25 protein-coding genes are annotated in these 24,777 nt (G+C 61.4%); 11 read left to right on the forward strand and 14 right to left on the reverse strand.

The features are described from left to right. Positions 1-98: 98 nt before the first annotated feature. The 5 genes from purQ to purC all read right to left on the reverse strand — a co-directional run bounded on the left by purQ (position 99) and on the right by purC (position 4,713). Positions 99-755: a phosphoribosylformylglycinamidine synthase subunit PurQ gene (gene purQ / locus V7650_RS05490; RefSeq protein ID WP_335655235.1), complete on the reverse strand. Its 657-nt coding sequence runs from the start codon at positions 753-755 to the stop codon at positions 99-101. Further along, complete coding sequence (gene purS / locus V7650_RS05495; protein WP_335655236.1) at positions 755-1,009, reverse strand: phosphoribosylformylglycinamidine synthase subunit PurS; 255 nt, start codon at positions 1,007-1,009, stop codon at positions 755-757. Before purS ends, purQ begins: the two co-directional genes overlap by 1 nt. Positions 1,010-1,126: 117 nt before the next feature. Beyond that, the gene (locus tag V7650_RS05500; protein ID WP_335655237.1) at positions 1,127-2,545 is read right to left on the reverse strand and encodes a surface lipoprotein assembly modifier; all 1,419 of its coding nucleotides are present in this window, start codon (positions 2,543-2,545) and stop codon (positions 1,127-1,129) included. 9 nt (positions 2,546-2,554) lie between these two features. Further along, complete coding sequence (locus tag V7650_RS05505) at positions 2,555-3,796, reverse strand: hypothetical protein (protein WP_335655238.1); 1,242 nt, start codon at positions 3,794-3,796, stop codon at positions 2,555-2,557. A 140-nt stretch (positions 3,797-3,936) separates the two neighbouring features. After that, entirely contained in the window at positions 3,937-4,713 is a 777-nt protein-coding gene (gene purC, locus V7650_RS05510) for a phosphoribosylaminoimidazolesuccinocarboxamide synthase (RefSeq protein WP_335655239.1), read from the reverse strand. Between the two features lie 174 nt (positions 4,714-4,887). On the opposite strand from purC, the gene V7650_RS05515 reads away from it, so the two are divergent. From V7650_RS05515 to V7650_RS05540, 6 genes are all read left to right on the forward strand, one after another. Further along, positions 4,888-5,352: a hypothetical protein gene (locus V7650_RS05515; protein ID WP_335655240.1), complete on the forward strand. Its 465-nt coding sequence runs from the start codon at positions 4,888-4,890 to the stop codon at positions 5,350-5,352. Next, positions 5,349-6,131 (forward strand): ceramidase domain-containing protein, encoded by a 783-nt coding sequence (locus V7650_RS05520; RefSeq protein WP_335655241.1) that lies wholly within the window; start codon positions 5,349-5,351, stop codon positions 6,129-6,131. The genes V7650_RS05515 and V7650_RS05520 overlap by 4 nt, the downstream gene beginning before the upstream one ends. 222 nt (positions 6,132-6,353) lie before the next feature. Further along, the gene (parC, locus tag V7650_RS05525) at positions 6,354-8,627 is read left to right on the forward strand and encodes a DNA topoisomerase IV subunit A (protein ID WP_335655242.1); all 2,274 of its coding nucleotides are present in this window, start codon (positions 6,354-6,356) and stop codon (positions 8,625-8,627) included. 129 nt (positions 8,628-8,756) lie between these two features. Further along, positions 8,757-8,930, forward strand: coding sequence for a hypothetical protein (locus V7650_RS05530; RefSeq protein ID WP_335655243.1), 174 nt, complete (start codon positions 8,757-8,759; stop codon positions 8,928-8,930). Between the two features lie 105 nt (positions 8,931-9,035). Further along, a complete protein-coding gene (locus V7650_RS05535; RefSeq protein WP_335655244.1) occupies positions 9,036-9,329 on the forward strand; it encodes a DUF4212 domain-containing protein in 294 nt (97 codons plus the stop codon). Positions 9,330-9,338: 9 nt separating this feature from the next. Then, positions 9,339-11,093 carry a sodium:solute symporter family protein gene (locus tag V7650_RS05540; RefSeq protein ID WP_335655245.1) on the forward strand — a complete coding sequence of 585 codons (1,755 nt, stop codon included), beginning with the start codon at positions 9,339-9,341 and terminating at the stop codon, positions 11,091-11,093. Positions 11,094-11,121: 28 nt separating this feature from the next. Here the strand turns inward: V7650_RS05540 and V7650_RS05545 are convergent, their stop codons facing one another. After that, positions 11,122-11,301 (reverse strand): hypothetical protein, encoded by a 180-nt coding sequence (locus tag V7650_RS05545; RefSeq protein WP_335655246.1) that lies wholly within the window; start codon positions 11,299-11,301, stop codon positions 11,122-11,124. 104 nt (positions 11,302-11,405) lie between these two features. Between V7650_RS05545 and V7650_RS05550 the strand changes: the two genes are divergently transcribed. Next, a complete protein-coding gene (locus V7650_RS05550) occupies positions 11,406-12,083 on the forward strand; it encodes a nitroreductase (protein WP_335655247.1) in 678 nt (225 codons plus the stop codon). A gap of 179 nt (positions 12,084-12,262) precedes the next feature. Here the strand turns inward: V7650_RS05550 and acs are convergent, their stop codons facing one another. From acs to V7650_RS05575, 5 genes are all read right to left on the reverse strand, one after another. After that, positions 12,263-14,179, reverse strand: a complete 1,917-nt coding sequence (acs, locus tag V7650_RS05555) for an acetate--CoA ligase (RefSeq protein WP_442955265.1) — start codon at positions 14,177-14,179, stop codon at positions 12,263-12,265. A 114-nt stretch (positions 14,180-14,293) separates the two neighbouring features. Next, a complete protein-coding gene (locus tag V7650_RS05560) occupies positions 14,294-15,499 on the reverse strand; it encodes a CCA tRNA nucleotidyltransferase (protein ID WP_335655248.1) in 1,206 nt (401 codons plus the stop codon). Next, the gene (locus tag V7650_RS05565) at positions 15,496-16,095 is read right to left on the reverse strand and encodes a CoA pyrophosphatase (protein ID WP_335655249.1); all 600 of its coding nucleotides are present in this window, start codon (positions 16,093-16,095) and stop codon (positions 15,496-15,498) included. Before V7650_RS05565 ends, V7650_RS05560 begins: the two co-directional genes overlap by 4 nt. Further along, positions 16,092-16,652: a DUF1285 domain-containing protein gene (locus tag V7650_RS05570; protein WP_335655250.1), complete on the reverse strand. Its 561-nt coding sequence runs from the start codon at positions 16,650-16,652 to the stop codon at positions 16,092-16,094. The genes V7650_RS05565 and V7650_RS05570 overlap by 4 nt, the downstream gene beginning before the upstream one ends. Positions 16,653-16,699: 47 nt before the next feature. Next, positions 16,700-17,212, reverse strand: a complete 513-nt coding sequence (locus V7650_RS05575) for a GNAT family N-acetyltransferase (RefSeq protein WP_335655251.1) — start codon at positions 17,210-17,212, stop codon at positions 16,700-16,702. Between the two features lie 186 nt (positions 17,213-17,398). Here V7650_RS05575 and V7650_RS05580 point away from each other — a divergent pair, with 186 nt between their 5' ends. After that, a complete protein-coding gene (locus V7650_RS05580) occupies positions 17,399-18,211 on the forward strand; it encodes a DUF1499 domain-containing protein (protein ID WP_335655252.1) in 813 nt (270 codons plus the stop codon). A gap of 17 nt (positions 18,212-18,228) precedes the next feature. Here the strand turns inward: V7650_RS05580 and V7650_RS05585 are convergent, their stop codons facing one another. Further along, a complete protein-coding gene (locus V7650_RS05585; RefSeq protein WP_335655253.1) occupies positions 18,229-19,395 on the reverse strand; it encodes a PQQ-dependent sugar dehydrogenase in 1,167 nt (388 codons plus the stop codon). Positions 19,396-19,548: 153 nt separating this feature from the next. On the opposite strand from V7650_RS05585, the gene V7650_RS05590 reads away from it, so the two are divergent. Then, positions 19,549-20,877, forward strand: a complete 1,329-nt coding sequence (locus V7650_RS05590) for a methyltransferase family protein (protein ID WP_335655254.1) — start codon at positions 19,549-19,551, stop codon at positions 20,875-20,877. A gap of 31 nt (positions 20,878-20,908) precedes the next feature. Beyond that, positions 20,909-21,490 carry a DNA-3-methyladenine glycosylase I gene (locus V7650_RS05595; protein ID WP_335655255.1) on the forward strand — a complete coding sequence of 194 codons (582 nt, stop codon included), beginning with the start codon at positions 20,909-20,911 and terminating at the stop codon, positions 21,488-21,490. Positions 21,491-21,690: 200 nt separating this feature from the next. Here V7650_RS05595 and V7650_RS05600 read toward each other — a convergent pair whose 3' ends face one another. Continuing rightward, entirely contained in the window at positions 21,691-22,305 is a 615-nt protein-coding gene (locus tag V7650_RS05600) for a GNAT family N-acetyltransferase (RefSeq protein WP_335655256.1), read from the reverse strand. Positions 22,306-22,386: 81 nt separating this feature from the next. Then, positions 22,387-23,271: a mechanosensitive ion channel family protein gene (locus tag V7650_RS05605; protein WP_335655257.1), complete on the reverse strand. Its 885-nt coding sequence runs from the start codon at positions 23,269-23,271 to the stop codon at positions 22,387-22,389. An 85-nt stretch (positions 23,272-23,356) separates the two neighbouring features. Here V7650_RS05605 and V7650_RS05610 point away from each other — a divergent pair, with 85 nt between their 5' ends. Continuing rightward, positions 23,357-24,769, forward strand: a complete 1,413-nt coding sequence (locus tag V7650_RS05610; RefSeq protein ID WP_335655258.1) for a phospholipase D-like domain-containing protein — start codon at positions 23,357-23,359, stop codon at positions 24,767-24,769. The last annotated feature ends 8 nt before the right edge of the window (positions 24,770-24,777 follow it).

The following is a 24,777-nucleotide window of genomic DNA, read 5'->3' on the forward strand; positions in this document are numbered from 1 at the left end:
AGCGAGCGGGCGCGATGATTGTCCCGGCGCCCTCGTCAGGTCGTCGCCGGTTGATTTGTCTCGCTATGGTGAAGAGAAAAGGGTTCGGGTGGAGCGTGCTAGCCCAGCAGGCTTTCGAACAAGCTCCGGCCATCGGTTCCGCCATGTTTGCTGTCTATCGCCCGCTCGGGGTGGGGCATCATGCCGAGGACATTGCCGGCCTGGTTGACGATCCCGGCGATATTGCGGGCCGAGCCGTTGATGTCGTCTTGGTAGCGGAACACAACCTGTCCCTCATTCTCGAGCCGGTCGAGCGTCTCATTGTCGGCAAAGAAATTGCCGTCATGATGGGCCACGGGAACAGAAATTGGCTGGTTGGCCGCGTAGCGCGACGTGAACAGCGTGTCCGTATTGGCGACCTCGAGAGCGACATCCCGGCAGACAAAATTGATCCTGCTGTTGCGCATCAGCGCGCCGGGCAACAGTCCGGTTTCCGTCAGGATCTGAAATCCGTTGCACACGCCAAGGATCTTTACCCCGCTGTTGGCCGCCGCGACGACCGCGCCGATAATATTCGAGCGCGAGGCCATGGCGCCGGAGCGCAGATAATCACCATAGGAGAATCCCCCCGGAATGGCGATGAGGTCGAGTCCCGCTGGCAGCGCGCTGTCGCCGTGCCAGACCATATGGGGCTTTTGCCCCGAAACCGCTTCCAGCGCGACTGCCATGTCGCGGTCGCAATTCGATCCGGGAAAGACGATGACTGCGGATTGCATCAGGAGGCCGATTCCGCCGCGGCAACCGGCAGTTCGATTTCGTAATTCTCGATCACGGTATTGGCGAGCAGCTTGTCGCACATTTTCTCAATCTGCTCCCGGCTCACCGAGTTGTCGACATCCAGTTCAATGAGCTTGCCGGCGCGAACGTCGATGACGCCGGAGAAGTCCAGACTTTCCAGCGCATGATGGATGGCCTTGCCCTGAGGATCCAGGACGCCGTCTTTCAGCGTTACGAATATTCTGACCTTCATACTGCGCCCTCGCATTGTTCTGCCGCCAATATCGCCTTGCTATAGCGACAAGATTTTCCGGGGCAAGAGCAAGTAGGAAAATTGGCCGGGTCCAGCGGGCCGGACCGCGCCAAGGCTCTAGAAATAGCGGGCGAATTTGAAGTTCACGCGGTGGCGGCTCATCTGATACAGGTCGTAATTGCTGTCGACGCGCGAGTAATTATAGTCGATCGACGGTGAAAATCCGAGAAACTTGAGTTTCCGGCTGCCGATATAGGCGCGGGCAAAGCCGCGCCAGTCGTGGCGATTCTCTGTCGAATAGAGCAGCAATGGGGCATCAAATTCGGAGCGGCTGATGCTGGCGGAAACACCGGCATTCAGTCCCAGCGGCAATTCCCCGCCGATCCCGAGATTGGCACCATAGTTGAAGCTGGAAAAGCCCTCGGCATTGAGCAGGTCGCGCCGGACAAAAAGACTGGCAGAAGCGATCATCGAGTTCCCGATCAGCTGTTCATAGGTGGCATTGGCGCCCAGTTGCCAGCCGCTGTAGGCGTCGCTGATCTGCGACTCGGTTCGCCGTGCGTCCAGTTCCAAACCGACTCTCTGTCCTTCGCTGAGCGCCTGCTGATATCCGAGACGTCCGCCATATTCGCGGGTAGCGAGACGGCCGCCATACCAGCGCTGCAAGCCCACTGCCTGCAGCGAGATACTGGAGTAGCGCGCGATCCGCAGTTCGGGGCCAGCGGCAATCTGCACCACCATATCGTCGGCTTCCTTGCCCTTGTAGTTGACGATCTTGCTGTCGGCATCAAGGAGAAACGCCAGCCGGTCGTCCGCTTTGACCCGCACGCCGCCCGAGAATCCGGCGGTCTGGCCGATGCCGGAACGTTCCCGTGCATTGTCGTCCAGCTGCAGTGGCAGCTTGATCGGTCCGAAGTTGATGTCGATGGTTTCCGCGTTGGTGGCACCGTTGAAATTGGTATCGGGGGCAAAGCCGAAATCGAAGCTGAATCGCCAGATCCTTTGATCGCGCAGGATGCTGCGGGTGTTGCGGATCGTCTGGGCAATCTCGTCCGGCAAATTCTCGTCATTCTGGGCCAGGCGAAAATGATAGTCGGCGCTGGCTTCCTTGCCGGTCAGCAGATAGGCCCTGGCGAGTTCCAGCCGGACCCGGGTCTGCCCGGGGTTCTGATCCAGAATCGACCGGAACTGCTTTATCGCGCCTTTGACGTCACCGGTTTCTATCGCAATATATCCGGCCAGGAACCTTTGCTGCATTCGCAGTTCGGGAACCTGCCCGAGCGCCTCGACCAGCGGGAGGGCGGCCTGATATTGCTTGGCGTGCACCAGCGCTTCGGCTTTTGCCAGAAGCTGGGTCGGGGTTACCCGGAGATGGCATTGGCCTGCCGCATCGCAGGATGGGGGAGCGACATCAGCTTCCTCGGCGATTGCATCGGAATCCACAGCCAATGCTGTTTCTGCCGACGCGGCGCTCGACATAGCTGCAACGAGGATGGACGCAGCGGTGGCTTTGGCCAGAACATAACGACCGGACACAGCCCGTCTCTAGCGTTCAATGCCGACAAAAGTCCCCAGAATATCGATCCGTTCATCCGGTGTGCCACCGACAATACGGTAACCGCCCCCTACCTCGGCAGCATTGGGGCCGTAGAATGCCCCGTCGATGCTGGAGCCAGCGATGACCATGTCGAGGCGGTTGCCGCCCGGATTCACAAACCAGGCTTCGTTGAACTGACCAAAGAATCCGCCGGCTGTGACGAGGTTTATGCTGCCACCTCCGTTGGCGCGGAACTGGGCGTTCTGCATTATGCTGTGCTGACCGCTGGTCCCGTCGAGAAACGGGGCGCCGACCCGCCCGTCAAGCGAGAGCGAAAAGGTATTCGCGCCAAAGTCGACATTGGTGGTGGCGCGACCCGCGATCCACTGGAAATAGGTGTCGAAATTACCCAGCGTATCGGGCTGGTCGTTGAACACCATCGAGGCGAGCATGGTGCCTTCAAATGATCCGGAACCTGTGGTGGGCACCTTGTCGTTGGCCGTGATTTCGCCATAAGCGAATGCGCCGCGCTCAAGCTTATTAGTCTGCCTAATGAACTCGCTGGTCGATCCGTCCGGATTGTCGATGCTCGCATTGCTCACTGTGGCATTGTTGCGGAGGTACCCGGCGAAGGTCACATATTTGGTTTCGGTTCCCGGCGTTTGGTAGAAGAAGGTGGTCGCGTCGTAGCTGCCGCCCTGGCCGGTATCGATCAGACCAAAGGCAAATTCACCCGGGACTGCAGCCGTAATATTGTTTGACGAGCCGGATTCTAGATAATTCATGCCCTGAATGCCGAATTGGGTCGACCCCAGATTGGGCGTTCCGTCCTGTGGTTCGACGAGTCCGCCAAAATCGGTGCGATGCAGCGGATCCTGGAAACGGCTGACCGTAGATGTTCCGGCGAGCCCATTGTTGAAGCTGACGTCAAAAATGGCATCACGCGGATTATAGGCGATGGTGAGATTGCTGTTGCGAACGGTCGTGGCGTCGCCCTGATAGAGCTGGCCGGTCTGGCCTGCACCTGCATTGCCTGCCGCTTCCACAGTATAATTATAGCTGTGAGAGCTACCAACAGCCTTATATGTTTTCGGGTCGGTCGGATTGACGAAAGTGTGGGTTGTCCCACCGCCCGTGCCACCACCCGTACCGCCGCCGGTTGGAGGAGCGCTGCTGCCAACGGACTGTGGACCGGCGCCGCCGCACGCGGCGAGCATGGTTGTACTGGCAAGCAAGATCAAAAGGCGCATCGGAAAAATTCCTCACATGGATTCCACATGGGGCCGTGCTACCATCGGCTTGGTTAATTTCGCGTAAACCATCGCGGCTTTTCACCGGCCCCCGCTACGTCATGCGGGGGGCCGGGTAACGAACAGCCGAAGGCCTTTGGTTACTTTCCGCGCTTCTTTCGTTCACTATTGAGATCGAGCACTTCGCTGTCGCCCTCGGGGAACAGGCCGAGGCGTCGGGCCACTTCCTGATAGGCCTCGGCTTCTCCGCCCAGGTCGCGGCGGAACCGGTCCTTGTCGAGCTTTTCGTTGGTCTCGATGTCCCAGAGCCGGCAACCGTCGGGGCTGATCTCGTCGGCGAGGATGATCCGCGAAAAATCGCCTTCGAACACGCGGCCGAACTCGAGCTTGAAATCGACCAGCTTGATGCCGATGCCAGCGAACATGCCGGCCATAAAGTCGTTGATCCGGATCGCCATGGCGGAAATGTCCTGCATTTCCTCCTGGCTGGCCCAGCCGAAGCAGGCGATATGCTCTTCGGCGACCAGCGGATCGCCCAGGGCATCATCCTTGTAGCAATATTCGAGCAGGGTGTGCGGCAGCGGCGTGCCTTCCTCGATGCCGAGACGCTTGGACAGCGAGCCGGCGGCGACGTTGCGCACGATCACCTCGATCGGCACGATCTCGACCTGCTTGACCAGTTGCTCGCGCATGTTGAGGCGGCGGATGAAATGGCTCGGGATGCCGATATGGCCGAGCAGCGTGAAGATATGCTCGCTGATCCGGTTGTTGATCACGCCCTTGCCGTTGATCGTTCCCTTTTTCTCGGCGTTGAAGGCGGTGGCGTCATCCTTGAAATATTGAATGATCGTGCCGGGCTCGGGACCCTCGTAAAGAATCTTGGCCTTGCCTTCGTAGATTTGGCGACGACGGGACATTATCTGTTTCCACTTCGCAAAGAGAGCGACAAAAAATCATGCCCCGACAGTTCGAATCATCGAGGATTGAACGGATCGGGGCAACCGAACCTTGCTATATGCCAAAGCGGCTTGCGGCGCAAACAATCCCGTTTCATGGTGACGACCCGAAGCAGGGGGAGGGAAGGGATCGTGATGGCACAATATCAAACCATCGATGAAGTGATGAATGCGGTATATGAGTATATTTCCGGACCGCCGGGCGGACAGGACTGGGAGCGGGATCGCGAGATTTATCATCCGCGCGCGCTGATCACCCGGACACGCATCGTCGATGGCCTGCCGGTCGCCTTCACCTTCAGCTTCGACGAATTTGTCGAGGCGACAATCCCGTTGCTGGAGGGACGGAGCTTCCACGAGATCGAGATCGGCCGCAAGACCGATGTGTTCGGTCAGATTGCCCATGTCTTCAGCAGCTATGAAGCGCGGGAAACGCCGGACCATCCGGAGATCCAATTCCGCGGCGTGAACATGGTGCATCTGTGGAATGATGGCCGGGGCGAGGATGGGCAGGCCAATGGCCGGTGGTGGATCATGAGCATTATCTGGGACAATGAGCGGGAGGGGCTCGATCTGCCGGCGGAATGGCTGGCGCAATGACGGTCACGGGCAACCGGCTGGTCGTGGCGACAGCGCTGACTGCTGTGATTGCCGCGATCACGATTGCCGTGCTGAATTTGATTGGCCCCGAATGGGCGCGTTTCGCGCCGGCCAGCTGCACTGAAACCCGTTGCTTTTGCGAGATGCCGAGGACGGGGGCGCTGCTGCTGCAGCCGGCGAACAGCATTTCCTCCTTCGGCTATGTCCTTGCCGGGTTGCTGATGATCCTATTGGCGCGGGCGCGCGACGGGATATCGGCCTTTCCGCCGCTGGCCGCCAGCGTTCTGGGACTGGCGGCGATCATCGTCGGGGTCGGATCGCTACTGCTGCACGCCACGCTGACTTTGTGGGGCCAGTTTTTCGATGTGCTTGGCATGTATCTGGTCAGCGGATTTTTTCTGGTCAGCGCGGTGGCGAAATGGCGGGATATTCCGGACCGGCGGGCGATGATCGGTTATGCGCTGCTCTGTACGGTGCTGGTCGTGGTCCTTTATGCAATGCCGGAAGTCCGCCGGTGGCTGTTTGCGGTGGTGCTGATCATCGCGATCATCCTGGAACTGGTCTTTGCGAGGCCGCTCCGTCCGCAGGTGCGGACCGGCTATTATGTCGCGGGCCTGATCGCCAATATAGTCGCCTTTACCATCTGGAATCTCGACCAGCGCGGACTGCTGTGCAGTCCGGAAAGCCTGTGGCAGGGCCATGCGATCTGGCACCTGCTCGGCGCGGTGGCGCTGTGGTTTGCGTTTCTCTATTATCGGAGCGAGCGGGCGGTGGGTTGAGTATGGCGGTGCCCCGGCGAAGGCCGGGGTCCATCTCGTGAACCTTCGTCATGGCACGATGGGCATTCCGCGCGCGCCCTCGCGTTTACGCGCCCAATTACCCGCCCGTCTGAACCATCCATCACAAGATGGGCCCCGGCCTGCGCCGGGGAACGGTATCTCTTCGTTGCCAATCCACTTTCCCCCTACCAACGGTGAATCCACCCTGCTATCGCCACTGCCATGAGTGATGTCACCGATGCGCCCGAAGCGGCTCCCGAAGATGAATTTGACGCGATTGTCGAAGCGCCCTTTGATGCGGCGCTGTCCGAACGCTATCTGATCTACGCGATGTCGACGATCACCGCGCGGTCGCTGCCCGATCTGCGCGACGGTTTGAAGCCGGTGCACCGCCGCCTGCTGTGGGCGATGCGGCTGCTCAAGCTGGAGCCGTCGCAGGGGTACAAGAAATGCGCCCGGGTGGTCGGCGACGTGATCGGCAAATATCATCCGCACGGCGACCAGTCCGTCTATGACGCGATGGTCCGGCTCGCCCAGACCTTCTCGCTTCGCTATCCTTTGGTCGACGGGCAGGGCAATTTCGGCAATATCGACGGCGATAATGCAGCTGCCTATCGGTATACGGAAGCCCGGCTGACGCGCACCGCGATCGAGCTTATGCACGGTCTGGACGAGGGCACGGTCGATTTCAAGCCGACCTACAACGGCGAGGACGAAGAGCCCGAGGTGATGCCCGGCCTGTTCCCGAACCTGCTGGCCAATGGCGCCAGCGGCATCGCCGTCGGGATGGCGACCAGCATCCCGTCGCACAATGTCCACGAGATTATCGACGCCGCAACGCTGCTGATCGATTCGCCGAAGGCGGAACATGCCGAGCTCATGGCCATCATCCGGGGGCCGGATCTCGCCACCGGTGGCACGCTGGTCGATCCGAAATCGGTCATCGATGCCGCCTATGAAAGCGGCCGCGGCGCGATGCGGGTGCGCTGCAAGTGGGAGAAGGAAGACGCCGAAGGGCGCGGTGCCTGGCAGATTGTCGTCACCGAGATTCCCTATCAGGTGCAGAAGGGCAAGCTGATCGAGCAGATTGCCCAGATCATTGCCGACAAGAAGCTGCCGATCCTTGCCGATATCCGCGACGAATCGGACGAGCAGGTGCGGATCGTGCTGGAGCCGAAGAGCCGGGCGGTCGATCCCGAGGACCTGATGAACGCCTTGTTCCGGATGTCCGATCTGGAAAACCGCTTCTCGCTCAACATGAACGTGCTCGACAAGGACCGGGTGCCCAAGGTGATGGGCATCAAGGAGGTGTTGCAGCACTGGATCACCCACCAGATCGAGGTGCTGGTCCGCCGGTCGCAGCACCGGCTCGACAAGATCGCCGCGCGGCTGGAACTGCTCGAAGGCTATATCATTGCCTATCTCAATCTCGACCGCGTGATCGAGATCATCCGCAACCATGACGAACCGAAGCCGATGCTGATGGACGAGTTCCAGCTGACCGACCGGCAGGCGGAAGCGATCCTCAACATGCGGCTGCGCAGCTTGCGCAAGCTGGAAGAGATGGAATTGCGCAACGAGCGGGACAAGCTGCTCGAGGAGCGGGATGGTCTGGAAAAGCTGATCGAGAGCCCGGCGCGGCAGAAGACACGGCTGAAGAAGGACCTTGCCGACCTGCGCAAGCTCTATGCCGAGGACACGGATCTGGGCAAAAGACGCACGATGCTGGTCGAGGCGGCCCCGGCGCGGGAAATTTCGCTGGAGGCCTTTATCGAGAAGGAGCCGGTCACCGTCATCATGTCCAAGCGCGGCTGGATCAAGGCGATGAAGAGCCATGCCGACCTGTCGCAGCCCGACAGCTTCAAGTTCAAGGAAGGCGACGGCCCGCGCTATGCCTTCCACGCGCAGACCACCGACAAGCTGCTGATGGCCTGCGACAATGGCCGCTTCTACACGATCGGGGCGGACAAGCTGCCCGGTGCCCGCGGCTTTGGCGAGCCGGTCGGTTCGATGGTCGACCTCGAGCCTGGCGCAGAGCCGATCGCGCTGATGGTTGCCGACATGAAGGCGAAGCTGCTGATCGCCTCCAGCTGGGGACGGGGCTTTGTCTGCAATATCGCCGATGTCGTGGCGGAGACGAAGAAGGGGCGGCAGGTCGCCAATCTGAAAGGCGATGCGAAGCTGCTCGTCGTCCGTTCGATACCCGAGGGCGCCGACCATGTCGCGGCGATCGGCGACAACCGCAAGCTGGTGGTATTCTCGCTGGCGGAAATGCCGGAAATGGCAAGGGGCCAGGGCGTGATGCTGCAGCGCTACAAGGATGGCGGACTCAGCGATGCGACCGTGTTCAGGCTGGAAGAAGGCCTGAGCTGGGCCATGGGCGGGGATACGGGGCGCACCCGCACCGAGAATGACCTGACCATGTGGCGGGTTGCGCGCGGCGCGGCGGGGCGTCTGCCACCCACGGGTTTCCCGAAAACGGGCAAGTTTGACTAAAAGATTGCCTGAATAGATCGCTCTGCTGTCAGCTGGTCGCGAAGCCATTGACTCTGCGAAGAAAAAGTCTCAATTGGCGTACGGCAATTTTGTATGCTCGACATATAGCAGGAAGAATATTGCGATATTATGAGTGGTGGCAACGAGAATTTGCGGGAATGGGTTGACGAACTCGAGCAGATTTTGTCGCAACTCGACGCGATCAACGCAAGCATCGCCGCCATTCATGTCGACCTCGCCATTGAAGAACTCTGCCAGCTCGGCGAGATTGATCGCGCGAGCAAGGCGCACAAGGCGGCCTAGTTCGCCTGATCTCTTACCCAGACCATTCGCGGCTATCAAAACGCGATTGCTCTATCACGCTCCACCCCCTAGCCTGCCAAAAAGACCGAGAGGGTGGAGACCAGGATGACCGAAAGCGACGCAGACCAGCGCGACCAGCAGGAGGCAACCAGCGCCAACGAAACGGCCTACTGGTCGCAGAATATCCGCCTGCTCTGTGTGCTGATGACGATCTGGTTTCTCGTCTCCTTTAGCGCGGGCATCCTGTTCCGCGATTTTCTCGATCAATTTGCCATCGGCGGCTATCCGCTCGGTTTCTGGTTTGCGCAGCAGGGGTCGATCTATGTCTTCATCCTGCTGATCGTCTTTTACAGCATCCGGATGAAGCGGATCGAGCGCCAGCATGATCTCGACGACTGAGCGCGGCTGATGGCAACCCAGACCCTCATCTATCTGTTCGTCGGCCTGTCCTTCGCGCTCTACATCGGCATCGCCATTGCCTCCCGCGCCGGGACGACCAAGGAATTCTACGTTGCCGGCGGCGGCGTAAACCCGGTGGTCAACGGCATGGCAACCGCGGCCGACTGGATGTCGGCGGCGAGCTTTATCTCGATGGCCGGGATCATCGCCTTTGCCGGCTATGACGGCTCGGTCTATCTGATGGGCTGGACCGGCGGCTATGTTCTGCTGGCGCTGCTGCTGGCCCCCTATCTGCGCAAGTTCGGCCAGTTCACGGTGCCGGACTTCATCGGCACGCGCTATTATTCGAAGGCCGCCCGGGTGGTCGCGGTGATCTGCCTGATCTTCATCAGTTTCACCTATATTGCCGGGCAGATGCGCGGCGTCGGCATCGTCTTCTCGCGCTTTCTCGAGGTGCCGATCAATCTTGGGGTGATCATCGGCATGGGGATCGTCTTCGTCTATGCCGTGCTCGGCGGGATGAAGGGTGTCACCTATACCCAGGTCGCGCAATATTGCGTGCTGATCTTCGCCTATATGGTGCCGGCTTTCTTCATCAGCTTTCTGGTCACCGGCAATCCGGTGCCGCAGCTGGGGCTCGGGTCGACGGTCAACGACGGGTCCGGGCTGTATGTGCTGCAGAAGCTCGACCTGGTGCTGCAGGACATGGGCTTTGCCGCCTATACCAGCGGCGAGAAGTCGATGATCGATGTTTTCTGCATCACCCTGGCGCTGATGGTCGGCACGGCGGGCCTGCCGCATGTAATCGTGCGTTTCTTCACCGTACCGAAGGCATCGGATGCCCGCAAGTCGGCGGGCTGGGCGCTGGTGTTCATCGCCCTGCTCTACACGACGGCACCGGCCGTGGGCGCGTTCGCGCGGCTCAATTTTATCGATAGCGTGCAGGACACCGACTATGCCGAGGCACCGGCCTGGTTCAGGAACTGGGAAAGCAACGACCTGATCGCCTGGCGCGACAAGAATGGCGACGGCAAGATGCAGCTCGGCAAGGGCGACGCCTTTGAGGGCGCGCCGGAATTTGCCGGACGCACCGGCACCAGCGGCGAGCGCGTGGTTGCCAATGCGGCGACGGACGACAATTCCAATGAAGTCTATGTCGACCGCGATATCATGGTGCTGGCCAATCCGGAGATTGCCAATCTGCCCGGCTGGGTGATCGCGCTGGTCGCGGCCGGCGGACTGGCGGCGGCCTTGTCGACGGCGGCTGGGCTGCTGCTGGTGATCAGCTCGTCGATCAGCCACGATCTGCTGAAGAGCACCTTCCGGCCGCAGATCACCGAGAAGGGAGAGTTGCTGGCTGCCCGGCTGGCCGCCACCGCCGCGATCGTCGTGGCCGGCTATCTCGGCATCTATCCGCCCGGCTGGGTCGCGCAGGTGGTCGCCTTTGCCTTCGGTCTGGCCGCCGCCTCGCTGTTCCCGGCGATCTTCATGGGCATTTTCTCCAAGCGGATGAACCGCGAGGGCGCGATTGCCGGCATGGTGACGGGTCTCAGCTTCACCTTCCTCTATATCGGCTGGTTCAAGCTCTGGTCACCGGACAGCAATGTCGCGGCCAACTGGCTGTTCGGAATCTCGCCGGAGGGCATTGGCGTGATCGGGATGCTGCTGAATTTTGCGGTGGCGATTGCGGTGGCCCGGTTTACCAGCGCGCCGCCGAAGGAAATCGGCTGGCTGGTCGACAAGATCCGGGTGCCGCGCGCCTGATCCGGGCTTTGCCTTCCCCGTTGCTCCCTCAGCGCTTCTTGGCGATTTTCAGCTTGTCCTGTTTGGCGCGGGTCCTGATCGATTCCTCGCTGCGGGTCAGCGCCTTGGCAATCGCTTTGAGGGTCATGTCCTTCTTGGCAAAGGCGTGCAGCTTCTGCACCTCTTCGGTGGTCCAGGGCTGCTTGTGGCGTTCGAAATGGTCTTTCATGCAGCAAGGCTTAGCAGATTATCCCGAGCATGCACCCGAATAGCGCGCTTTGCACGGCGGCATTTGTCGGCTAGCCAGCGATGAATATTCACAGGGAGCCTGCCATGAAATTTGATGAAGTTGTCCTCGGTCGCCGCAGCATCCGCGGCTACAAGCCGGAACCGGTGCCGCGGGAACTGATCGAGGAAATTCTCGAGCTGGCGATGCGCGCGCCTTCGTCGATGAACACACAGCCCTATAATTTCTACGTCATCACCGGCGAGCCGCTGGAGAAAATCCGCGCCGGCAACACCGAGCGGATGCTGGCCGGGGTGCCGCAATCGCGTGAATTCCGGACCGGTGAGGCCTTTGCCGGGCCGCATCGCGAGCGGCAGATTGGCGTGGCGAAGCAGCTGTTTTCCGCGATGGGGATCGAGCGCGACGACAAGGAAGCGCGGCAGGACTGGGTGATGCGGGGCTTTCGCCAGTTCGATGCGCCGGTCTGCGTGATCATCACCTACGACCGGGCGGTTGACGGCAGCGACGACACGCCGTTCGACTGCGGCGCGGTGGCGACCGCGCTGGTCAACGCGGCCTGGTCGCGGGGCCTCGGCACGGTGATCAACAGCCAGGGCATCATGCAGTCGCCGGTGGTCCGCGAACATGCCGGGATCGCCGACGACCAGGTGATCATGAAGAGCATCGCGCTGGGCTGGCCGGACGAGAGTTTCCCGGCCAATGCGGTGGTGTCGACGCGCAAGCCGGTGGACGAGGCGGCGGTGTTTGTGGGCTTTGATGGTTAGTTGAAATCGCGTGCCCCTGCGCAGGCAGGGGCCCATCTCCCGAATGCGTCAAGCGGAACGCGCGGGAGATGGATACCTGCCTTCGCAGGTAAACGGGATGTGCTCCGCACTTGATGCGGAGCCCTGCGCTGTAAACAGTAATTCTTGCCGCCAGAGCTCCGCATCGAGTGCGGAGCACATTATTTGTTTAACCGGCCCTCGACCAAGGAATCTACCACGCCGGGATCGGCCAGCGTCGACGTGTCGCCCAGCGCGCCATGGTCATTCTCGGCGATCTTGCGCAGGATGCGCCGCATGATCTTGCCCGAGCGGGTCTTGGGCAGCGCCGGGGTCAGATGGAGATGATCGGGCGTGGCAATCGGACCGATTTCCTTGCGCACGTGCTGGCGCAGTTCGGCCACCAGTTCGTCGGATGAGGGCTCGCCTGCGTTCAGCGTAACATAGCAGTAGATGCCCTGGCCCTTGATATCGTGCGGGTAGCCGACCACTGCCGCTTCGGCGACCTTGGGGTGCGAGACGAGGGCACTTTCGACCTCCGCCGTGCCCATGCGGTGGCCCGAGACATTGATCACATCGTCGACCCGGCCGGTGATCCAGTAATAGTCGTCGGCGTCGCGCTTGCAGCCGTCGCCGGTGAAATATTTGCCCTTGTAGGTCGAGAAATAGGTCTGGATGAAGCGCTCGTGGTCGCCGTAGACGCTGCGCGCCTGGCCCGGCCAGCTGGCGGTGAGGCACAGGTTGCCATCGGTCGCGCCTTCGAGAATCTTGCCGTCGCCGTCGACCAGCTGCGGCTGGACCCCGAAGAAGGGCTTGCCGGCGCTGCCCGGTTTCATACCGTGTGCGCCGGGCAGAGTGGTGATCATCACGCCGCCGGTTTCGGTCTGCCACCAGGTGTCGATGATCGGTGATTTTCCTTCGCCGACAACATCATAATACCAGCGCCATGCTTCCGGATTGATCGGCTCGCCGACCGTTCCGAGCAGGCGGATCGAGGAGCGGTCGTGCGCCTTCACCGGGCCGTCGCCCTCGCGCATCAGGGCGCGGATCGCGGTCGGTGCGGTGTAGAAGATATTGACCTTGTGCTTTTCGACCACTTCCCAGAAGCGGCCATGGTCGGGATGGTTGGGGACGCCCTCGAACATGATCTCGGTGGCGCCGTTGATCAGCGGTCCGTAGACGATATAGCTGTGGCCGGTGACCCAGCCGATGTCGGCCGAGCACCAGAAGACCTCGCCCGGCTGGTAATCGAATACATAGTGGAAGGTGGTCGCCACCCAGACCGCATAGCCGCCGGTGGTGTGGAGCACGCCCTTGGGCTTGCCGGTCGATCCCGAGGTGTAGAGGATGAACAGCGGGTCCTCGGCGTTCATCGGTTCGCAGGGGCAGCTGTCGGGCACATCGGTCCGCAGCTCGTGATACCAGTGGTCGCGGCCTTCGGTCATGGTGACCTCACTGTCCGTGTGGTTGATCACCAGCACGGCATCGACCGCCACCTTTTCCAGCGCGGCATCGACATTGGCCTTGAGCGGGACCGGCTTGCCGCCGCGCCAGCCGCCATCGGCGCAGACGACAAACTTGCTGTCGCAATCCTCGATCCGGCCGGCGAGCGCGTCAGGCGAAAAGCCCCCGAACACTACGCTGTGGATTGCGCCGATGCGGGCGCAGGCGAGCATGGCGAAGGCGCCTTCCGGGATCATCGGCATGTAGATGGTGACGCGGTCGCCTTTGCGAACGCCCATTTTTTTCAGGCAATTGGCCATGGTGATGACCTCGGCCTGCAGCTCGGCATAGCTGATCGTGCGGCCGGGCGATTTCGGATCGTCGGGTTCGAAGATCAGCGCGGTGACATCGCCCTTGCCGGCAGCGACATGGCGGTCGACGGCGTTGTGGCAGATGTTGAGGACGCCATCCTCATACCATTTGATCGCCACCGGATCGAAAGACCAGTTGGCTATGGTGGCGGGGGCCTTCTCCCAGTCCAGACGTTCGGCCTGGCGGGCCCAGAAGCCGTCCGGGTCGTCGAGGCTTTCCCGATAGAGCCGGTCATAATCCGCGGCGCTGCAATGGGTCGGGTCGTCGCCGCGCGGCGATGCCATCATTTCCACCGGATCATTTTTTGCCGCAGCCTCTGTCATCTCTTGCCTCTCTTCATGTTGCCTGGCCGGGCGCCATGTCCCGCCAAATCTGGTCTTGTCTCTGGCCGACCTTGCTCATGTCCCGCCACTGAAATCAAGACCGTCGACATATTCTCTCAGCCATTTTTCATCCGGGAAGCCGCCGGCGATCCACGCCTGTTCGATGCTCGTCAAGGTCCGCGCGACGATCGGGCCGGGCTTCAGGCCCCGCTCGATCAGGTCGCCCCCGGTCAGTGGCAGGACGGGTGGCTGCCAGTCCTTCAGCCGGTCCAGCAGGCCGGGCAGCGCCGCATTGTCGGCGAACAGCAGGGCGCTGTCGCGTGCGGCCCCGATCCCGGTCCGGTAGGCCAGCGCGCGGATGTCCATTGCGATGGCATCGGCCCCGGTGCCTTCGGGCAAGCGGTCGAGAATCGCCCGCTGCTGTTTTCTCGACAGTTTCAGTCCCTTGGCAATGGTCCCGGCCTGGTCCGCCTGTTTCGGCAGCAGGGCGACCAGACGCCGGATCGCCGCAGGGGCAATCGCATGCGCCTGTTCGCGGGTGACCAGGCGGCCCAGTATCTCTATTGCCTGCGGATCGGTCGCGGGGATGATATGGTCGACAATATTGCCGTCCAGCATCTTGCCCACAGCCAGGCGGGGGTCATCGGTCGCAAGCAGTTTCAGCAGTTCGTCGGCAACCCGTTCCCGCGACAGCTGCTCCAGCTTTGGCGCCCCCGCGACGCAGGCTTGGTAGGCCTCGGCGTCCAGCTCATGCTGTCCGAAACGGGCGAGAAAGCGGAAATAGCGCATGATCCGCAGATGGTCTTCGGCGATCCGTTCCGCCGCCGAGCCGATGAACCGGATGCGGCGCTTCTCAAGATCGGCCAGACCACCGAAATAGTCGAAGATCTCCCGCGTTTCGGGATCGGCCGACAGCGCGTTGATCGTGAAATCGCGGCGCGCGGCATCCTCCCGCCAGTCATCGCTGAAGGCCACGGTGGCGCGCCGGCCGTCGGTCGAGACATCGCGGCGCAGCGTGGTGATCTCGACCGGTCCGTCGGGCAGCACGGCGGTCACCGTGCCATGGTCGATGCCGGTGGGAATGACCTTGATCGACGCCGCAGAGAGCCGCTCCATCACGTCCTCGGGCAGTAGCGGCGTGGCGATGTCTACATCCTTGACCGCGACCCCGAGCAGGCTGTCGCGCACCGCGCCTCCGACAAAGCGCACCTTGCCGTCCAGCGCGGCGATCAGGGCGGCAAGCCCGCGTCTTTCGGTCCAGTCGCTCGCCGGCAGTTTCATGCTTCCCAGCCCAGTCTCTTGCCGAGATTGTTCAGGATCCCGGCGGTGATTCCCCAGATCCGGTATTCCTGCCAGTAGATTTCGTAATAATGGCGCTTGCGTCCGTTCCACGTCCCTTCGTGGGTGGTCCGGTTCTTCGGATCAAGCAGGAAGTCGAGCGGTGCCTCGAACCAGCTTTCCACTTCGGTCGGATCGGCGACGAAGGGCAGGTCGGGCGGAATGACGCTGAGCACCGGCTGGATATTGTAGCCGCTGCCCGACTGGAAGCTGTCGGTCATGCCGATGATATCGACATGGCTGCGCTCCAGCGCGACTTCCTCGTGCGCCTCGCGCAGCGCCGCATCGATCGCGTCCCGGTCGCCGGGATCGATCTTGCCCCCGGGAAAGGCGACCTGACCGGGATGGTTGCGCATATGCTTGGGGCGCTGGACGAAGATGATGCCGGGATCGGGGCGGTCGGTGACCGCGATCAGCACCGCCGCATCGCGCAGGATCTTGAGATCGTCGATATGGTCGCGCTCGTTGTAGAGCAGATGGTCGAGGTCATTTTCATGTCCCCTGACCAGCGCCTTTTCGAGCCGGTCGCGCAGCGTCATGAGCCGCCCGCCATCGGGAAGAAGGTGCCGCCCGACCAGATGCCGAGGGGATCGGCGCCTTCCTCCAGCGCCAGCTCCGCGAGCTGATAATAGACCGGCCGGGCCAGCACCGCCTCGAGGCCGCGCCGCACCTGCAGATAGGGCTGCGGCCTGTCGGTGCCAAAGCGCAGCGGGTGCTCGGCATCGGCGACCACCAGATGATCGGTGTTGAGCCGGAAGGCCAGCGTCCGTTCGGCGCCGCTGCCTTCGCTTTCCAGTTCCACCGCGACAAAGGGCGCGTCCTCGACCTCTATGCTGAGCTTCTGATAGGGGGTGACCAATGCGTAGCTGTCATCGGCTTCGCGCCGCAGGATGCTGGAAAAGGCCCGCACCATCGCCGGCCGCCGGATCGGATCGCCCTGATGATACCAGCTGCCGTCCGCCGCGATCCGCATTTCGCTGTCGCCGCTTTCCTGCGGGTCCCACTGGTCGACCGGGGGCAGCTTCTGGGCTGCGGCCAGTTCGGCGATTTCCGCGATGGAAAGCGAGGCAAGTTCGGGGGGCGGTGTATAGGGCATGCTACCGGACTATTGCCCGGCGGCATTTCTGTAAAGCCTTAGACTCGCTAACTTGTCCAGGGCCCGAGCGTGCCGGTTTCCGGCAGGGGATGGGCGGGGTTGCTGCGGACCAGCAGCCGCGACGGTTCCCACGGTCCGGGCAGCGACCAGCCCGCGGTTTCCTTTGCGGAAAATCCGAAGAAGCGTTCGTAATATTCGGGGTCGCCGATCATCACCAGCGGCAGCGGATCATCGGGCTGGATTTCCTTGAGCAGGGCCGCCATCATCGCCCGGCCAATGCCCTCGCGCTGGAAATCCGGGTAGACCGCCACCGGACCGACCATGATCATCGGATGCTTCTTGCCCTGTTCGTCTGTCAGGGCAACCGGCCAGCACTGGATCGATCCCAGCAGCTCGTGCCGTTCCTCATCCACCGCGGCCAGCGACAGGCCTTCGAGCATGGCCATGCCTTCGCGCAGCCGGTAGGCGGTGCGTTCGTGCCGGTCCGCGCCGAAGGCGACGTCAAGCAGGGCTTCGACGAGCTGCGGGTCGATCTCCGCAAGGGGAATGATGCTGGTCAAGTCGTTGGTCTCGTGTTTCCGGAAAAGGCGCCCGCTACCCGGCTTTGCAGCAAAAGTCGAGCCGCATAGGTTGCAATTGCATGATGCCGCCGCGCCAGCTAAAAGATTGTTCTGTTATAGGAGCTTGTACAAGTGACGGACCAGAATCAGGGCCATAGCCCTTCATCGGATGGTGGATCGTCCAGCATGAACAACAATGGATCGACCAGACTCGCCTCCCTCCGCCGCGACCCCAAGGGCTGGCTGGTGGCGCTGCTCGGCGTGGGTGCGCCGCTTGCCTATCTGGTTGCTGCGGGCGGCAGCGGTATCGGCCTGTGGGGCTGGCAGGCAGGCCTTTCGGCCATCCCGTGGATTGTGCTGGCCGCCGTCGCCGCGCTTCTGGTTGCGATTGCCTTCATCGTGCTCGACCGCCGCAAGGGGCGCAAGACGCGCTGGCCGCTGATGGGTCTGGGGATGGCGGCCACGCTGGGCTTTCTGGTGTATCTGGCGCCTTATGGCAACGCCCTGCTGACGCTGCCGGCGATCCACGACGTGACCACGGATCTCGCCGACCCGCCACGGTTCACCGTGCTCAGCCTGCGCGACGACAACTGGGACAAGATTCCCGGCGCGGATGACAGCGACATGGCGGGCATGAACCCGAGGCAGCGTTGGGCAACCCTGCACCAGGACGCCTATCCGGACATTCGCTCGGCGCGCATTGACCAGCCGGTCGCGGTGGTGATCGAAAAGGCAAAAAGGCTCGCCGAAGACCGCGGCTGGGAAATCGCTAGCATCGAGCCTGCGAGCGGCAAGCTGGAGGCCACGGACACCTATTCGCTGTTCCGGTTCAAGGATGACATCGTCGTCCGAGCGAGAGCGGCAGAAAATGGCTCTGCCAGCATCATCGACGTCCGCTCGGTCAGCCGGGTCGGCCTGCATGACGTCGGGACCAATGCCAAGCGTGTCCGCGATTTTCTGAGCGACCTGTCCGGAACGACAACCACCGCATCGCAATGATCAAAGGCTGAGGCGGCTTACTTGGCCCGTGTCAGCTTGAGCATTCTGCCGCCATCGCCGTCTTCGAGCAGATATATGGCACCGTCCGGACCCTGTTCGACTTCGCGAATGCGGTTGTCCATCAGGAAGCGTTCGGCTTCCTTGGCGGTGTCGCCATCGAAGCTGACCCGGATCAGCGCCTCGCTGGCGAGCCCGCCGATGAACGCGCTGCCTTTCCATGCCGGAAACATTTCGCCGGAATAGAAGATCAGGCCGCTGGGCGCGATCGTCGGTACCCATGCCACCTTCGGTGCCTCGAACTCGGGCCGGGTGTCGTGATTGGGGATTTTCTTGCCGTCATAATGATCGCCTTCGGAGACGATCGGATAACCGTAATTGGCCCCGCGCTGGACAAGATTCAGTTCGTCGCCGGCCTTCGGACCCATTTCCTGGTTCCATAGGCGACCTTCGCTGTCGAAGGCCACGCCCAAGATGTTGCGGTGCCCGAGCGACCAGATTTCCGGCAGCGCGCCATCCTTGTCGACAAACGGATTGTCCTTGGGAACGCTGCCATCCGGATAGAGCCTTACGATCTTGCCGAGATTGGCGGCCATGTGCTGCGCCGGATCAAATTTCTGCCGTTCGCCGGAGCCGATGAAGAGATATTCGCCATCGGGCGAAAAGGCGATGCGGTGGGAAAAATGGCCTCTGCCCTTTACCTTCGGATTCTGCGTCCAGATGGTCTTGAGGTCCTTGAGCGTGGGTTTCTGACCCTGGAGCTGCAGCCGGGCGCGACCCACGACAGCGCCGCGGGTGTCCTTTTCTCCGGCTTCGACCCAGCTCAGATAGACCATGTTGCTGGTGGCAAAATCGGGAGCGAGGACGATATCGCCAAAGCCGCCCTGGCCGCCGTAATCCACCTCGGGTACGCCGCCAATTTCGGTTTTCTTGCCCTGGCCATCGACGAGCAGCAGCTTGCCGGCCTTTTCGGTAACCAGCATCCGGCCATCGGGCAGGAAGGTCATGGCCCAGGGTTCGTCAAAACTTGCGATCGCGGCGGTTTCGAAAGGCTTGCGATCAACCGGGGAAATATCGGACATCGTCTGCTGTTCTTCGACTATATTGCCGGTGGCCCGCGCATCATCGCTATTGCTGCAGGCAACGGTCAGGATGGCGACCGAGAGTGAAAGTCCAATATTTTTCATAAGTTTTCCGTGTTCCATCATCAAATCGATTCCACCCGCCTTTACAGGATGATATAGTAGATCCGGGCAATATTTCCTAGGTTAATCCGCGGATTTATCAGGAGATTGGCATCGTTCACCGCTTGCTTACCATTATCGGCTAGAGCAGGCGCCATGTTTGGACCCAAATCTGTTCGCGATGATCCCCGTCCCGAGTCAGCCGTTTCGCATGGCGTCGGCGTAGCCGGCCTGCTTGGCCTTGCCGCCTGGGTGCTGATCGCCCGGCAATACGGGATGGACGGCCCCTATTCCGCGCTCGCCGCCTGCCTCGCCTGCGCTGTTCCCATGATTGTCTGGTCGCTGCTGATGGACAAGGTGCACTTGCGCCCGTCGACGGGAATGGATTGGCAAAACCCGAAATCGCTCAAGCAGACGTTCGACGTCAGTCTGGTGAAACTGACCGGCCTGTGGGCGACATGGGGCCTGATCGCGGTCGTCTACTGTGTCGGACGCTGGTACTGGACCGGGCAATATGAATTTTCGATGCGGATGATGGAAACCGCCGCGCCCTGGCTGTTCGTGCTGTCGATCCCCTACGTCATGTTCATGGACCGCTTCACGGTCGAGCCGCGCGATGGTGCCTGGCATTTCGGGCAATTGCTGACCGGCGGCAAGGGTGAGTGGGCCGCCGAGCAGATCTACCACCATCTGCGCGCCTGGGCGGTCAAGGGCTTCTTTCTGGCGTTCATGATCTCGATCGTGCCCGGCGGCTTCGGCGATCTTGTCCGGCTCGATCTGGCCGAAATCGCGGGGGATCCGGTGGCGATCGCGCAATGGCTGATCATCGCCATGTTCGTCGTAGACGTCCAGTTTGCGACCGTGGGCTATTTGCTGACGATGAAGCCGCTCGACGCCCACATCCGCACGGCCAACCCCTATCTGGCCGGGTGGGTGGCGGCGCTGATGTGCTATCCGCCGTTCATCCTGATGGGTGACAACGGTCCGCTCAACTATCATGTCAACACCGCCGACTGGGCCTATTGGTTCGACGGCCAGCCCTCCGCCATCCTGTGGGTCTGGGGTGGGCTGCTGGTGTTCCTGACCGCCGTCTATGCCTGGGCCACCGTCGCCTTCGGCCTCCGGTTCTCCAACCTCACCCATCGCGGCATCCTGACCCACGGCCCCTACAGCTGGACGAAGCATCCCGCCTATGTCGCCAAAAATGCCTATTGGTGGCTGGCCAGCATGCCGTTCCTGGTGACCTCCGGCAGCATCGCCGACTTCGTCCGCAACACGGCCCTGATGGCGCTGGTCAGCGGAGTCTATTACTGGCGCGCCAAGACCGAGGAAAAGCATCTGCTGATCGATCCGGCCTACAAGGACTATGCCGAATGGATGGATCGCAATGCGCCGATCCCGCGCCTGCTCAACCGGGTCAAGCGGCGAATTGGCTGGTGGGGCCCCGACCACGGCCGGGCACCGGATGTCCAGCCTGCCGAATAGGATTGTGGAAGCCGGGTGCACCGGCTAGTCGATGATCATGACAGTGATCGGAACCGACGGAAAGCACCGCTGCTTCGGCGGCCAGGCGGGCAAGGAATTTTACGGCGACTATCACGACCGCGAATGGGGCGTGCCGGTCCACGACGACCGGCTGCTGTTCGAAAATCTGATCCTCGAAGGGGCGCAGGCCGGTCTCAGCTGGGAAACCGTGCTGCGCAAGCGGGAAGGCTATCGCGGTGCCTTCCACGGGTTTGATATCGAACGCTGCGCGGCCATGACCGATGAGGAACTCGAAGCCCTGCGCGACGAGCCGGCGATCATCCGCAACCGGCTCAAGATCTATTCCGTACGCAAGAACGCGCTGGTGTTCCTCGCGATTCAGCAGGAGTATGGCAGCTTTGACGCCTGGGTGTGGGGCCATCTCGATGGCGCGCCACCGGTCAACCGCCCGCAACATCTTGCCCAGATGCCCGCCACCTCTCCGGTCAGCGATGCCATTTCCCGGTCCCTGAAAAAGCGCGGCATGAGCTTTGTCGGCAGCACCATCATCTACGCCTATATGCAGGCGATCGGGATGACCGACGATCACGTCGCCGGTTGCTGGAAAGCCTGAGGGATGGCGCACGGGGGAGGGAGCGGAGGCCAGAAAACGCGATCCACGACAGTACATACGCATCGCGACCGGGTTTTCTGGCACTAATCCATGGATCGAAGGTGAACTTGAACATCGTCCATTGATTATACGGGACAACGCCGCCCAATCGGGTTGGTTGCACCGCACGCGAATTTATCTGCAGTGCGTCCGTTTCGGCATCAGTCGGCCGCGAAGGCCGCCAGTATCGTTTGGACACCCGCCGGGGATTTCATTTCCGCCAGCGCCGCGATCGCGTCTTCGATGACCAGACCATATTGGGCCACCGGTCCCTCCATCGCGACGGCGGTGGCGCCCACCGACCGGACCAGCCCCGATGCCTTCTTGTTGTCGCGCAGGATCTCTATCCGCAGTTCGCGCATCCCTTCGCAGTAGCAGTCGAGAAACATGGTGGTCATCAATATCCGTGCCACGCCCTGGCCGTGATAGGAGTCCAGAACGGCAATGGCGAATTCCCCCAGGTCGCTGGATTGCTCTTCGCGGAACACATGTGCGGCAGCGATGGCGGGACGATCGTCCTCGTCCATCTTCACCACGCCCCAGGCCAGATGATGGGTCCCGTCGACATTGGCCAGCCGTTCCACGACCGACGGCGGCATGGTCTTTGCGCCGGAAAAAAACCGCAGATAGCGGCTCTTGTCTGACATCTGGCTGATCCCGGCCTCTATCTGCTCGCGGTCCGAGTGGCGTATGCGCCGGAGACATACCGGCGTGCCGTTGTCGAGAATGACGTCGACCGACCGTATCCGGTTCTGAAACGATCTCGGCTCCGCCACTGATTCTCTCCTCGCCATGTCATCATGCGTGAGCCGCATGATGACGCGCGCCGGACCGTGCCGGGCGAGCAGGAAATAGCATCAATCTTGCTGTGATGCCATCGGTATGGCTTCCTTGAAGGTATGCGTGACATAGGGAAACGGGATTTCGATTCCGGCCTTGTCCAGCGCGCTCTTCACCGACCGGATCACGACATCGCGGCTGTCATGCATGTCGCGCTGGGTGGAGCCCGCCCACCAGCGCAGCCGGAAATCGATCGAACTGCTGTTGAACTCGCAGGCGAATACATCGACGGGCTTCTGGTCGTCGGTGATCTCCGATGCTTCCAGCGCGGTGCGGATGACGTCGCGCGCCTCCTCCAGATCGGTGTCGTACGCCACGCCGACGATGACTTCGTGCCGGCGCTGGTCGCGGTCGGTGAGAATCTCCACCGGGTTCTTGAACAGGATCGAATTGGGCACGATGGTGAGTTCGTTGGACAGTCGGCGGATATGCGTCTCGCGGAGCATGATTTGCTCGACCCGGCCTTCGATCCCCTCGCAGGTGATATAGTCCCCGATTCGCATCTTTTCCCGGATCATGATCAGGATGCCGGCCAGGAAATTCTCGAAAATATCCTGGAAGGCAAAGCCGATGGCGACCGTGCCCACGCCCAGTCCGGCGATCAGGCTGCCCGGCGTGAGGTCGGGCAGCAATATGGTCAGGGCGATCAGCAATCCCACCATCCAGATGGCGATCCGGACGAGCGTCTCGACCAGTTCCCGCAACGAAGGGCGCATGGCCGTCTTCGCGGTCAGGCGGTCGGCAATTTTCGTGGCAAATCTGGCGAGGATCCAGGTGAAGACGAGGAAAAGGAGCGCAATGGCCAGACTGGGCAGCAGGCTGACGAGGCCGGCCCACATCGAGTGAAGTTGCGTGATCAGGATTTCGAAAGTGTCAAACGATTGGTCTAGGGGATCATCCATGGCTGCTAAACTCTCAATTAACGCATTGGTTGCAAATAATATTGTGGTAGCGGGAACCCTGACACACCGGGAAAGTAGATCATCTATGCCGCATATATTCAAACCGGGAGAAAACTGCTGGCGCGTCGAGCATGCGGAACGCTCTTCCATGCTTATCGACGGGGAAAATTATTTTCGCGCGGTGCGCAAGTCGCTGTCGCAGGCGCAGCAGCGAATCATGTTGCTGGGATGGGATTTTGACGAACGCGTCGAGATGCATGACACGGTCGAAACGCCCGAAGGGCCGCTGCGGATCGGCGCCTATTTCGAATGGCTGCTGAAGAAAAATCGCGATCTGGATATCTATGTGCTGCGCTGGGATACTGGTGCGCTGAAGTCGTTCTTCCGGGCGAACGGGTTGATGACGCTGATCCGCTGGTATCTCCATCCCCGGGTGCATTTCAAGCTCGACGCCCATCATCCCGTGGGTGCTGCGCACCATCAGAAGGTTATCGTGATCGACGAGGACACGGCTTTCTGCAGCGGCATCGACGTCACCAACAACCGCTGGGACACAAGGGCCCATGATGAAGAACAGAAGCACCGCCTGCAGCCGGACAACAATGATGCCGGTCCGTGGCATGATGCGGCCATGGTGGTGCAGGGCGACGTCGCCCGCGCGCTGTCGGAATATGCCGAACAGCACTGGCAGGCCGCGGGCGGTAAACAGCTCAAGACGGTCACGGCCCGCGCCGATTGCTGGCCGAAGGGGCTGGAGGCCGATTTTCGCGATTGCCCGATCGCGATTGCCCGCACGCTCCCGGAAATGGATGACCAGGAGGGCGTCCATGAAATCGAGAATCTCTATCTCGACCTGATCGCGACGGCGAAAGACTTTATCTATGCAGAAAGCCAGTATTTTGGATCAACCAAGATTGCGGCGGCAATCGCCAAGAGACTGGACGAGGAATCGGGCCCGGAGATCGTCATCATCAACCCGCAAAGCGCGGAAGGCTGGCTGGAATCCGAAATCATGGATTCCCGGCGCGCGCGTCTCCATCAGGCGCTGAAGGCCAGGGACAAGTACGGCCGGTTCCGGATCTATCACCCGTTCACCGATGCCGGTACGCCGGTTTATGTGCATGCGAAGATTTTGATCGTCGATGACCAGTTTCTGCGCGTCGGCTCGTCGAACTTCAACAACCGCTCGCTAGGTTTCGATAGCGAATGTGACGTTGCACTGGACGCGTCGGCTGCCCGCGACGGGCGGGTGGCCGAGCAAATTGCCTATACCCGCAACGATTTGATGGCAGAGCATCTCGGTGTCGACCTGGCGGAGGTCGAGAATGCTTTCGGCCGTACGAAGTCGCTGATCAAGACGATCGACATGCTTGGCAAGGACGGGCGCCGGCTTGGAGCATACGAGACGCCCGATATCGACGCGGTCGAAAAGTGGCTGGCCGACAATGATGTCTTCGACCCGGAACGGGCGGACAACGTCTTTGCCGGCATCCTTTAGGGTCTAGG

Origin of the sequence: Parasphingorhabdus sp., assembly GCF_036964565.1 — a bacterium.
Taxonomy (GTDB): Bacteria; Pseudomonadota; Alphaproteobacteria; order Sphingomonadales; family Sphingomonadaceae; genus Parasphingorhabdus.